Genomic DNA, 11,912 nt, shown 5'->3' with positions numbered 1-11,912 from the left:
CGGGGTCATGGTCACTCGCCCGCTGCCCGACCGCGTCGCCGCCCTGGCCGCCCTCGACGATCCGACCCGCCGGGCCGTGTTCGACCTGGTCGCCCGCGCCGGGACGGCGGTGGGGCGCGACGCGGCCGCGGACGCCCTGGATGTCAGCCGGCGGGTGGCCGCGTTCCACCTCGACCGGCTCGCCGAACTGGGGCTGCTCACCGTCGAATACCGCCGGCCGCCGGGGCGCGGCGGTCCCGGTGCCGGCCGCCCCGCGAAGCTGTACCGGCGGGCCGAGGACGAGGTGACGGTGTCGGTGCCCGAGCGGCACTACGACACGGTCGGCGGACTGCTCGCCGCGGCCGTCGCGGAGTCGGTCGACACCGGAGCCCCCGTACGGGAGGTGCTGCACCGGACCGCGTACAAGTCCGGCCGGACGACCGGCGAGGCCGCCGGCGGCCTCCTCGCGGCGCTGGAGGACGCCGGGTACGAGCCACGGCGCGAGGACCACGACGGCGGCAGGATCACGCTGGGCAACTGCCCGTTCCACCGGCTCGCCCGGCAGTTCACCGCTCTCGTGTGCGGGGTGAACCTGCAGTTGCTGCGCGGCGTCGCGGACGGCGCTGGCGATCGCCACTACCTCGCGGTGCTCGACCCGGGCCCGGGCCGCTGCTGCGTGCGACTGCAACCGGCGGCGCCCTGAGGCGAACGGGCGCGCGCCGGCCGGTTACGGCACGATGGCGATGATCGTCGAGGGAGCGGAGCATCGATGCGTGCCATCTGGATCACCAAGGCCGGCGGACCCGAGGTCCTCGCGGTGCGCGAGAGCCCCGACCCGGAGCCGGGCCGGGGCGAGGTGCGCATCGCGGTCCGCGCCGCCGGGCTGAACTTCGCGGAGGTCATGGCCCGGCAGGGCCTCTACCCGGACGCGCCGAAGCCGCCGTGCGTCGTGGGCTACGAGGTGGCCGGCGTCGTCGACGCCCTCGGTGCCGAGGTCACCGGGCTCGAGGTCGGGCAGCGGGTGCTCGCCCTGGTGCGGTTCGGCGGCCACGCCGACACCGTGTGCGCGTCCGCCGAGCGGGTGCTGCCGATGCCCGACGACCTCAGCTTCACCGAGGGGGCCGCGCTGCCGGTCAACTACCTCACCGCGTACCACATGCTCTTTCGCGTGGCGAACCTCCGCCCGGCGGACCGGGTGCTGGTGCACATGGCCGCTGGCGGCGTCGGCATCGCGGTGCTGCAGCTGTGCCGCACGGTGCCGGAGGTCGTCACGTTCGGCACGGCGTCCGCGGCCAAGCACGCGGTGCTGCGCGAGGAGGGCTGCACCCACCCGATCGACTACCGCACCGAGGACTATGGGGCACGGGTGCGCGAACTGACCGGCGGCGAAGGCGTCGATCTCGTCCTCGATCCGCTGGGTGGCCGGGACTGGAAACGCGGCCTCGGCCTGCTGCGCCCGGTCGGGCAGCTCATCGCGTACGGCTTCGCCAACCTCAGCACCGGCGAGCGGCGCAGCGTCCGCCGGCTGGTCGCCCAAATCACCGGCGTGCCGCTGCTGACCCCGGTCGCGATGATGGACCGCAACCGCACGGTCAGCGGTGTCAACCTCGGCCACCTGTGGGGCAGGTCCGATCTGCTGCGCGAGGAACTGGCGGCCTTGCTCGACCTGTGGCGCGCGGGCGCGATCAGGCCGCGCGTGGACGGGGTCTACCCGTTCGAGGAGGCCGCGGCGGCGCACCGCCGGATCGGCGAGCGCCGCAACATCGGCAAGGTCGTCCTCGTACCCTGACAGCTGGGCAGAGTAAAGAATCATTGACACCATGTCAGTGCTGCTTTACCTTGGCTATGTCAAGTTTGTTGTACATGGGAGCGGGCATGTCCTCCGAAGAGAAGCACTCGTGGATCTACGCCGTCGTCGCGGTCGTCGTCCCCCTGGTCTACTTCGCGGCCGTCCTGTCTAAGGTGCCGGGAACGGACGTCGCGACGATCGGCTACGTGTGGCCGATGCTCACCGCGATCGGTGTCGGTTTCGCCGCGAGCATCGTCTTGAGCATCATCGCCGCGACCGTCTCACCGGGGGAGGCCGGCAAGACCGATGTGCGCGACAAGGAGATCAACCGGCGGGGTGAGTCCGTCGGGTTCTCCGTCATGAGCGGCGCGGCGATCGTCCCGCTCGGCCTGGCGATGGCGAAGATCGAGCAGTTCTGGATCGCCAACACGCTGTACCTGGCGTTCGTCCTGGCCGCGCTCGCTTCGTCAATCGTGAAGATCGTCGCGTACCGGCGGGGCTGGTAGACCATGGCCAAGCCCACCAGGGTGACCAACGCGATCCGGGCCCTGCGGTTCGCCCACGGGGAGATGACGCAGGCGGAGCTGGCCGACCGGATCGGCGTGACCCGTCAGACCGTCATCGCCATCGAGCAGGGTCGCTACTCGCCGTCACTGGAGATGGCGTTCCAGATCGCCCGAGTGTTCAAGATGCCGCTCGACGACGTCTTCGGCTATCCCGACACCGAGGACTGACCGCCGCACCACTACCACCGGCCCGCACGCCCTTCCTCCCGCGCGGCCTTCCTCCAGCACGCCCAGAGCAAGGGAGAATCATGCACACCCCTCAACGTCTGGCCCGGATCGCAGGCCAGTCCTCGCTGATCGTTGCCCCCTGCGAAGCGAGGGCCGTCGAATGATCATGGGATCCTCACGAGCCGGCGCACCGGCTGACGGAGCCGGCACGGCCGAGCTGGTCCGCACCGCCCGGACGACCGGGCTGTGCTATCTCGGCATGGTCATCACGGCCGTGCTGGGACTTCTGGTCATCCGGCCGCGGCTCTTCGCGGCCGATGATCCCAGCGCGACGCTGGCGCACCTGGTCGGAAACGGGTCACTCGCGCGCGCCGGGGTCGTGCTGGAGATGCTCATGGTCCTCGCCCAGGCGTTCACCGCCATGTGGTTCTACCGCCTGTTCCGCACCGTGGACGCTTTCGCCGCCGCCGGCATCGCCGTCTTCGGCCTGATCAGCGCGGTCCTGGGCCTCAGCAGCGCGGCGTTGCTGGCGACGGCGGCCGAGGCCGCGGTCGACCCGGTCGGCGACGCGTCGACAACCGTCCATCTCCTATACCTGTCGATCGGCAACCTGTGGGGCGTGGGAGCGATGTTCTTCGGCCTGTGGCTCATCCCCATGGGCTACTGCGTGCTCCGCTCGGGGTGGATGCCCCGGCCGCTGGGCTGGCTGCTCATCGGCGGCGGCGCCGGCTATCTCCTCGGCGCGTTCATCGGATACCTCGCTCCCGAGGCAGGAGCCGTCGTCGAGATCCTCGCGGTGCCCGCGCACGTGGGCGAGTTCTGGATGGTCGGCTACCTGCTGGTCCGCGGCGTCCGCCGGTGGGCGCTCCAGCAAGCACCGCGAGACGACGCCCGCATGGCACCGACCGCGTCGACGTGACCGTCGTACGGCCCACGCAGCGCGGCCCGGGCTCGCACGCCGCGCATCGGCGCTGAATGCGGTCGGCGACGCGGGTGCGCGATCCTCGGCGTGAGATGGCGCATCGAATTCGGTACGAGCGTGTACCTACCTGGATCATCCGCACGCACCCGGGTGCCTTCCCTCCTGCTTGGCGTCGGTGTCCCAACGGCTGCACGCCGAGGAGTGCCGTACCTTCATCGTGCGGCCGCACGAGGCCGGCAGCCTGCGCGTGAAGGGCGGCGGCAGTGCAAGACGACTTGCTTGGTTACTTGTTGTTCCACCCCTCCTTGGCGGAACGACCGGATCTTGCCTTCACGCTCGCGGGAGGCTTCGCGGCGGTGGGGGTCCTGGCCCTCCTCGGTCGGATACTCCGGATGCCGGTTCGGCTGCGATCCTGGCCCTGCTTCGCGGCTGCCCTGCTGTGGTCGCTGTATGCCTTGTGGGAGGCCGAACTGCAGGGCAAGGGTTACAACATCAGGGCCGATCTCCTTTTGATCCACCCGTTCCTCACGATCATGTCGATCCTGGCGGTGGCCGTCGTGGCGTGGCCGCTACGCCGCCGCGCTGACGGTGACGCCGTGGTGACGGTTTCGGGTCCAAGCGATTCGCCCTGAAAAGGCGGCGGTCAGACGATGCGGACCCGATGGTGGGCACGCTGGGGGTTGGCCTCCAGGAGCGGGTAAGGCATCGCGGGGGCGCCCTGGCCATGCCGGGTGGGACCGTGGCGCTGTCGTCGACCGGCAGGACGAAGCCGATGACGCTCCGGTGTTTGCGGCCTCCGTCGTCAGGAGCCGAAGCATTCCTGCGCGGCGTGGGACGGACCCGTTGCGGGGCATGGATAGGCTTCGTTGACACGGGCGACCGGCGAAGCATCCGGTCGTGAGGAGGACCAAATGAACCCTCGACTGTGTACGGACGGCACGTTGCGGCATCTGTCCGTGGATCTCGACGACGCGACCGGCGGGGACGGCGGGCAGGAGGGTCTCACGCTGTGTTCGGCTCCGGAGCGTCCGGTCTGGGGCAGTGATCAGTGGGCGATCACCATCGCGTACGACATGCATCTCAGTGACACGTGCGTCGACATCGCCGCGTTGCCGCCGTGTGTGGAGTGCCTGCGGGTGGCGGAGTTGCTGGCCGACCCCGATACGGCGCCGCCGCTGCATCGGAGGACTCCCCGGCCGGACTTCGCCTCCGGGTTCACCGGTGATGAGATTCGGAGCGTCCTGCGCACCGACATCGCCACCGGCGCCACGCTCGGCCGGCGGGCCGCCGTGCATCTGCTGACCTTCACCACGGTTCCGGACCAGTCGGGCTTCGGTGACCTCGTGGGGATCCTGGATCTGGTGTGGGACATGGGTGACACCGTGCGGATGGGGCAGGTCACCGATTGGGCAGCGGTGGTCGGCTTCGCGGCGGCTGCCGACGTGCCGGACCGTGACCGGCGGATGATCGCCGTGGCCGCGAGCCTCGCCGGTGGGCCGCCGGTCGGCCTCGAAGCCGCAGTCGGCTTCGTCGACGACCCGGCGGCGGCCCGGCGGGTGATCGAGGCGATCGCGATCGCCACGGGTCACGGCGACCGCTGGGAGCTCACCGAGAAGTCAGCCCCGAGCGCCCGCTCCTGACCGCGTTCAGGGGCCCGCGTTCAGGGGCCAGCCCGACAGGCGCCGGGTTGGCCGCCGCGGAGGCGGGCCTCCTTCACCTCGATGACGATGCCGTGTATGTGACAACTCATAGCTGACGCAGGACCTCTGGTGAACTTGTCTGTGAGAGGACCACTTCATACCGGGGTTCTGCGTCTTTCGTTGCACCGCAAGTGGTTCCGGCCTGTCCACACCCGACAACCATGACAGCGACCCGACATGCACAAGCCGTTCCTCGGAAAGCCTCAGTGATTTGCCATCGGGTGCCAGTTGTCCTGAGCGGCTTGGCGGGGTCGGCCGGACAGCCCAGTGCGGCACATGTCGGTAGGCCCGGCGCCACGATGACCTCTCTACCGCGTCGGTGCGGTGGTGCAGCAGGCGTCGGAACCCCGCTGCCGGCGCGCCCGCTCGATGGGACCTGTCACCGCGTGCGCCAGACCCGGTGCCCGTAAACGAAGCCGGTTTCCGCACTGACAACGACCTCCGGGTACTCGGTGTCGTACACGTAGCGTTGCTGCAACACTTTGCCGCTGCTCTCGTTTTCGAGGAAGAATCCATAGATCTCGTATTGCGCCTGGTGGATCTGCCAGAGCTGTTGGGGGCTGCCATTGCAGTCGACCGCCTGCACGTCCGACTGCTCGGTGCCGTTCACCCAGCTCTGCTCCAAACACTTACCGCTTCTCTTGTTCTTTACGGTCACAATGCTGTAGGAGGGGTCCACCAGAGTGAACGCCCACTGCTGGTCGTCGCCCCCAGTGCACGCGGCCGCCTTGATGTCCGGCTGCTCGGTGCCGTTCACCCAGCTCTGCTCCAGGCATTTCGTGCTTCTCCAGTTCCGCACAGCCCGCCAGAGATCCTGCGCCGAGGCGGATGCGGCGGCTGAAGCCGGATCAGGCTTCGCCTGCGCAGCGGCCGGTGCCGCGAGGACAGCCGCACCGGCCGCACCGGCGGCGACGAGAGCGATCGCGAGACGTCTCACAGATACCTCCGAAGAGTTGAGGGGAAGGTGTCGGGACGAGGCGTGCATCATTCTGGACGATTTCCGATTGTCTGCAAACAGCCTTACACTTGGACACTCGCCTATGTCACCGGCTTCGAAAATGGTTACGTCGGCGCAGACCGGGCAGCCTCACGCTTGCTCGGGCCGCGGACCGCGCCCGCGGCGCTATTCCATCCGGGGGCGTTCATCGACCCGCGCCGACATCGCCAGGTGAGATCGAATTCGAGAACGGTTCCCGGTGGCCGCCGCGATCGTCGTCCCGTATCCGGCCCTGCCAGCCGGCGACGGTTCCTGGTGCGACGCGCGCCGGCTCACCGCTTCATGGCCGTCGGCAGCCGGTCGGCGAACACCGAGAAAGCGATGCCATCGTGCCCTTGGAAAACAGCGGCAAACGCACCCACGAAGTGCACGCGCGTCGGCGCTGCTGACCGCGGCGGGGCTCACCGTCACACAAGTGGTCTTGAGCGGTGAGGTCGCCGACGGTGTGGTGGTGGAGCCGCTTGACGCCGGTGCCGCGGGTGCGGGCGTTGTGGGCTCCCTGGCGGCGGCGGCGGCGGACGTCGTCGCTGCGGGGGTGGGTAGCTCTCCCGACGAGATCGTGGATGGCCTTGTCCTGCGGGTCGTTTCCGGGCTGTGGTGCGCAGCTTCGCGACGGACGTGCTCGTCGTCGCCGGGTCGACGAAGCACCGTGCCGGACCTCCGATGCCGGCTACACGGATGTGCTCGTCGTCGCCGGCTCGATGAAGCACCGTGCCTGACTTCCGATATCGGCTACATCCGGCCGCAGAGAGCGTTCTGGATCAGTGTGTCGGCGGCGCGTTGCTGCTGGAGGTAGTGGTCCAGTGAGTCGCCGAGCGCGGTGGACATGGAGACCACGGCGCTGCGCCGGCCGTCGTCGGTGACGCCGGTGCCCGTGATGTAGCCGGCGTCGCCGCCGTCGTGACCCCAGTAGACGCCGCCGCAGGGCAGGGGGCGGCGGGCCAGGCCGAGCCCGTACTGGCCGCCCGGCCAGATCTGCTCGACGTCGGCGCTGACCGGCACCGTTCGCCTCATGTCGGCGAGCCGGGCCGGCGGCAACAGCCCGCCGCCCAGGAGGGCGCGGAAGAAGCGGTCGAGGTCGTGGGTGCTGGAGACCATGGAGTCCGGGTCCCCGGGAACCTGCTCGGTGACGTCCACCAGGTCGCCGGTCTCGAACAGCTGGTATGCCTGGGAATGCGGCCGCGGCATGGTGGGCGAGGCTCCCGGCCAGGTGGTGTGGTGCAACCCGAGCGGCCGGACGATCCGGTCGCTGACCTCCTGGTGCAGGGGCCGGCCGGTGACCCGCTCGATGATCATGCCCGCCAGGATGAAACCCGTGTTGGAGTAGGCCCATCCCGTGCCGGGCCGAAAGTCCGGCCGGTGGTTCATCGCCCGCGCCACGAGCTCCTCGCGGGTGTGCACGTCGTAGCGCTGCTGGAGATATTCCTCGGGCGTCAGGTAGCCGGGCAGGTCATCGTGGATGCCGCTGCTGTTCTGCAGGAGCTGGCGCACGGTGATCCGGCGGCCGTCGTTGCCGTTGCCGCGGACCACGCCGGGTAGCCACCGCTCGACGGTGTCGTCGAGGGACAGCCGGTGCTCCCCGACCAGTTGCAGAGCGACGGTGGCTTCGAACGCCTTGCGGGTGCTCGCGATCCGGAAGCGCCCGTCGGGTGGCACCGGATGCCCGGTGACGCGGTCGGCGACGCCGCTGGTGGCGACGAGGTGCCGGCCGTCGGACGTGGTCACCCGGGCTTGCACGCCGGTCACCCCGAGGGCGTGGATGGCGTCGGTGTCCCGCTGCAGCCCGGTGGCGGCGGGGCCTGTCACGGCCCCGGCGGCCGCGTCCAGCCCGGAGACCGTCAGGGCCATCAGCCCCGCCACCGCGGCCAGGACGATCCGCCGCCGCGATACGTTTCCGCTGTTCAATCTCATGCCGTCCGACGCTACGAGTCGGGTCGGCGCGGGCCACTACCCCGTGCCACCGGATATGAGCTACAGCTGGCTGTAGTGCCGTGGCCGGGCGCCAGCGGGCAGACTGGGCGACGTGTCGGGAACGCGAAGGGGTCGGCGATGGGTGCGGGTGTGGCGTGGTGCGGTCTATCTACTGGGGTCACTGGCCACCGGGATCGCCACGCTGCTCGCGTTGCCGCTGCTGTGCTTTCCGCGGCTCGCCCGGCCGTGGGCGGAGTGGCACCGCGACCGCGCGGGCTGGCTGCTCGGGAAGCCGCTGGCAGTGCGTCCTGCCCTGCCCGCGACGGAGCGCGGGGCCTGGGCCGATGCGGCCACCCCTCGCGACCTGCTCTGGCTGCCCGTGCACGCCGTCACCGGGGTGGTGCTCGGCCTGCCCGCGCTGCTCTGCGTGGGCAACGTCGTGGTCGCCGCGATCGCCACCCCGCTGTGGTGGGCGTTCGCGCTGGAGGATCGGCCACGGCTGTTCATCGACATTCCGGTGACCGGCTGGGCGACAGCCCTCACCCTCGGTCCGCTGCAGATCCTGCTGCTCGCCGCGCTGGCATACCTGGCTTTCCCGCCCATCGCCCGGGCACACGCCCGGATCTGCCTGGCGGTGCTGTCGCACTCGGCGGCCGAAGCGCTCGCCGATCGGGTCGCCGTGCTGACCCGCACCCGGGCGGACGTGCTCGACGCACACGGCGCGGAGCTGCGCCGGATCGAACGCGACCTGCACGACGGCACCCAGGCCCGGCTGGTGGCCATCGCGATGCGGCTGGCCGTGGCCCGGCAGGCGCTGTCCGACGATCCGCGCGACGAGCAGTTCCTGGCAGGACTTCTTCGGGACGCGCACGAGGGGACCGAAGAGGCGATGACCGAACTACGCGATGTGATCCGGACCGTCTATCCGCCGATTCTCGCCGACCGGGGACTGGCCGGTGCCCTGACCGCCGTGACCACCCGCTGCGGCGTGCCGACCCGGCTGGACGTCGGCGACCTCGACCGCGTGCCGGCGGCGATGGAGGCGGTCGTCTACTTCGCCGTCGCCGAGGCACTCACCAACGTGGCCAGGCACAGCCACGCGACCGCGGCCGGAGTCCGGGTGAGCCGCACGGCCGACCGGTTGTCGGTGGGGATCACCGACAACGGCAGCGGCGGCGCCGACCATCGGCTGGGCACCGGCATCGCCGGGATCCGTCGCCGGGTGCTCGCGCTCGACGGCACCGTCGACGTCGACAGCCCGGCCGGCGGCCCGACGACCATCACCCTGGAGCTGCCGTGCGGGTGGTGATCGCCGAGGACAACGTGCTGCTGTCCACCGGGCTGGAACTGCTGCTCAACCGCGCGGGCTGCCATATCGCCGCCATCGCCGACGATGCGGCGGGCTTCCTGACGGCCGTGCGCGACCACCGGCCCGACGTCACCATCGTCGACGTTCGGCTGCCGCCGTCATTTCGGGACGAGGGCATCCGCGCCGCCCTGCAGGCCCGTCGAGAGCACCCCGGCCTGCCGGTCCTGGTGCTGTCGCAATACGTCGAGCAGCAATACGCCGCCGAGTTGCTCGCCACCACCGGCGGCGGCGTCGGTTACCTCCTCAAGGACAGGGTCAGCCGCGTGGACGAGTTCGTCGACGCGCTGCGCCGCGTCGCCGCCGGCGGCACCGCGATGGACCCCGAGGTCATCGCGCAGCTCGTCCAGCGCGCCGGCGACCCGATCGCCGCCCTGACTCCCCGCGAAGGCGAGGTGCTCGCGTTGATGGCGCAGGGACACGACAACACCACGATCGCTCAGCAGCTCGTCATCACCGACAACGCCGTGCACAAGCACATCGGCAACATCTTCGCCAAGCTCGGCCTCGCGGTGACCGACAGCGGCCACCGCCGCGTCCTCGCCGTCCTCACCTATCTCAACGGCGCGGGCCGGATCAGCGGCCACTGATCCGGACGTCCGGGGGCGCTCGGGGAGCCCGAGCCGCCGAGCAGGACTTCGCCGGCCCCGGCCGCGTGCGGGGGGTGCTCGGGGGAGCCGAGGCGTGCGGGGGTGCTCGGGGAGCCGAGGCGTGCGGGGGCGCTCGGGGAGGCGAGGCGTCCGGAGGCGCTCGGGGAGCCACGACGTCCCGGAGCGCTCCGGCAGTCAACTCGCATGGGCTCGCCGTGGGTTGGCTTAGGCGACCGTCTCCATCGTCGGGGAGTCGACGCGCGGCGGTTGTTCGCGGGAGATGCGCAGCCACACCACGAAGCCCCAGATCACGAAGGCCGCGTAGACCGCGTACAGGATCGCCGACGGGTAGTAGCCGAAGTGCAGCAACTCCGGCACGCCGACCAGGTCCACCGCTATCCAGCACAGCCAGAAGTCCACCCAGCCGCGGGCCATCGCGTACGTCGCCAGGATCGAGCCGACGAAGATCCAGGCGTCGGCCAGGTAGTACCACCACGGTACCGGGAAGCCCGCGCCCACCGCGCGGAAGACGTAGAAGCACAGCACGACCGCCGCCAGGGCCGCCGGGATGAACACGATCCGTTCGCGGTTGGTCGCCCAGCGGGGGAGCACGGTCACGCCGTCGCGGGAGTGCTGCCAGCGCCACCAGCCGTAGACGCTGGTGATGATGAAGAAGACCTGCCGGGACGCCTGCCCGTACAGCGGGGTGCCCTGGTCGTTGCCGAGCGCCTGGCCCAGGAACACGGTGAACAGCAGGACGTTGCCGACGATGCCGACCGGCCAGGCCCACGCGTTGCGGCGCAGGCCGAACAGCGCCGAGCCGAGCCCGAAGGCGTTGCCGACGATCTCGCGGTAGTAGATGGCCTGGGTGTCGGTGACCTGCCACTTGGCGTCGTAGAACGCGGTGAGCAGCTGATCGAGCCAGTGCATGGCCTGCACCTCCGGGACAGAGGTGCACGCCGGGGAGGACCGCGCACGCGGAAAGCCGAACCGTCCGCGCGCCGCCTCCCATCCGGACTCTCACCGTCGGTCCCGGAGTTTCACCGGGTCAACCGGCCGCCGGCTGCGGTCGGGTCGCGGACTGTCACCGCCGGTTCGGAATTGCACCGACCCCGGAGCGCGCTGAACGTGTCACTTGGCCTCATCGTAATCCCGTGGGCGGCCCGGCAAATGTGACCTGCGTCCTTATCCGCCGGTCCTCACAGACCGGTGCAGGCGGTGCCGTTCACCGTGCAGGACGACGCCAGGTTTCCCGAGCCGGCACGGCGGAAGTGGAAGCGCAGGGGCACCTCCGAACGGGCGGGCACCGGCACCCCGGAGGACCAGATGTAACTGTCGCCGGAGCGGCGCAGCGTCGCCTGCGGCGCGCCCTCGACCCAGGAGGTGACCAGGTCGCCGACGGCCGCCGGGAAGCGCAGTTCGACCCGCCAGTCGCGGTCGCTGCCGGCGGAGTTGGCGATCAGCACCTCCCCGATGAACGAATCGGCGTAGGAGTCCATCACCCGATAGTGGCCGCTCACCGGGCCGGCCGGCGGCGCCGGGGCGGTGGTGGGCCGGCTCGTACTCCGGGACGGGCGCGGGGAGGTGGGTGCGGTCGCCGGTCTCGTCTTGTCGGGCCGGGCGCTCGCGGACGTGCTCACCGAGGCGGCCGACGGGGCCGGGCTGATCGGCACCGCGGCCTGGCCGGGCGGCAGCGGGATCGGGGCCAGCACCGGCGGTGGCAGGAACGTCGGCGCAGGTGGGAGGGCCGCCGGCGCGGGCGACGCGGCGAACCGGGTGGCGGCGACGACCAGCAGCACGATCAGGGTCAGCACGCCGACCACCGTCGGCGTCCAGGGCAGCAGGTCGCGCAGGCCCAGCCCGGTGTGGGCCTGCCCGTTTTCCTCGTGTCGTCCCTGGGAAACCCGCATCGCGGATGAAGAGT

The 11,912-nt window shown here is 70.7% G+C and carries 13 protein-coding genes and 1 riboswitch; of the genes, 9 read left to right on the top strand and 4 right to left on the bottom strand.

The features are described 5' to 3' along the window. Window positions 1-7: 7 nt before the first annotated feature. The 7 genes from DMB66_RS03905 to DMB66_RS03875 all read left to right on the top strand — a co-directional run bounded on the left by DMB66_RS03905 (window position 8) and on the right by DMB66_RS03875 (window position 5,064). Window positions 8-682: a metalloregulator ArsR/SmtB family transcription factor gene (locus tag DMB66_RS03905; protein WP_125802593.1), complete on the top strand. Its 675-nt coding sequence runs from the start codon at window positions 8-10 to the stop codon at window positions 680-682. Between the two features lie 66 nt (window positions 683-748). After that, window positions 749-1,768, top strand: coding sequence for a medium chain dehydrogenase/reductase family protein (locus DMB66_RS03900; protein WP_125802592.1), 1,020 nt, complete (start codon window positions 749-751; stop codon window positions 1,766-1,768). 86 nt (window positions 1,769-1,854) lie between these two features. Beyond that, window positions 1,855-2,274, top strand: coding sequence for a hypothetical protein (locus tag DMB66_RS03895; RefSeq protein ID WP_125802591.1), 420 nt, complete (start codon window positions 1,855-1,857; stop codon window positions 2,272-2,274). A gap of 3 nt (window positions 2,275-2,277) precedes the next feature. Then, window positions 2,278-2,502, top strand: a complete 225-nt coding sequence (locus DMB66_RS03890) for a helix-turn-helix transcriptional regulator (RefSeq protein ID WP_125802590.1) — start codon at window positions 2,278-2,280, stop codon at window positions 2,500-2,502. 166 nt (window positions 2,503-2,668) lie between these two features. Beyond that, on the top strand, window positions 2,669-3,421 hold the full coding sequence (locus tag DMB66_RS03885; protein WP_125802589.1) for a DUF4386 domain-containing protein: 753 nt from the start codon (window positions 2,669-2,671) through the stop codon (window positions 3,419-3,421). 266 nt (window positions 3,422-3,687) lie between these two features. Next, a complete protein-coding gene (locus DMB66_RS03880) occupies window positions 3,688-4,056 on the top strand; it encodes a hypothetical protein (RefSeq protein ID WP_125802588.1) in 369 nt (122 codons plus the stop codon). A 279-nt stretch (window positions 4,057-4,335) separates the two neighbouring features. After that, a complete protein-coding gene (locus DMB66_RS03875) occupies window positions 4,336-5,064 on the top strand; it encodes a hypothetical protein (protein WP_125802587.1) in 729 nt (242 codons plus the stop codon). A 439-nt stretch (window positions 5,065-5,503) separates the two neighbouring features. On the opposite strand, the gene DMB66_RS03870 is transcribed toward DMB66_RS03875, so the two are convergent. Beyond that, entirely contained in the window at window positions 5,504-6,061 is a 558-nt protein-coding gene (locus tag DMB66_RS03870) for an RICIN domain-containing protein (protein ID WP_158647136.1), read from the bottom strand. Between the two features lie 792 nt (window positions 6,062-6,853). Further along, on the bottom strand, window positions 6,854-8,032 hold the full coding sequence (locus tag DMB66_RS03865) for a serine hydrolase (RefSeq protein ID WP_199751892.1): 1,179 nt from the start codon (window positions 8,030-8,032) through the stop codon (window positions 6,854-6,856). A 142-nt stretch (window positions 8,033-8,174) separates the two neighbouring features. Between DMB66_RS03865 and DMB66_RS03860 the strand changes: the two genes are divergently transcribed. Beyond that, complete coding sequence (locus DMB66_RS03860) at window positions 8,175-9,341, top strand: histidine kinase (protein WP_233624279.1); 1,167 nt, start codon at window positions 8,175-8,177, stop codon at window positions 9,339-9,341. Beyond that, the gene (locus tag DMB66_RS03855) at window positions 9,329-9,988 is read left to right on the top strand and encodes a response regulator transcription factor (RefSeq protein WP_125802584.1); all 660 of its coding nucleotides are present in this window, start codon (window positions 9,329-9,331) and stop codon (window positions 9,986-9,988) included. Before DMB66_RS03860 ends, DMB66_RS03855 begins: the two co-directional genes overlap by 13 nt. A 225-nt stretch (window positions 9,989-10,213) precedes the next feature. Here the strand turns inward: DMB66_RS03855 and DMB66_RS03850 are convergent, their stop codons facing one another. Next, the gene (locus DMB66_RS03850) at window positions 10,214-10,918 is read right to left on the bottom strand and encodes a nicotinamide mononucleotide transporter family protein (protein WP_125802583.1); all 705 of its coding nucleotides are present in this window, start codon (window positions 10,916-10,918) and stop codon (window positions 10,214-10,216) included. 66 nt (window positions 10,919-10,984) lie between these two features. After that, a riboswitch (FMN riboswitch) is annotated at window positions 10,985-11,113 on the bottom strand. 74 nt (window positions 11,114-11,187) lie between these two features. Next, entirely contained in the window at window positions 11,188-11,898 is a 711-nt protein-coding gene (locus tag DMB66_RS03845; RefSeq protein ID WP_125802582.1) for a hypothetical protein, read from the bottom strand. Window positions 11,899-11,912 lie beyond the last annotated feature (14 nt).

Source organism: Actinoplanes sp. ATCC 53533 (assembly GCF_003947245.1).
The sequence above is the reverse complement of the archived record's forward strand: the minus strand, read 5'-3'. Positions and strand labels throughout refer to the sequence as shown.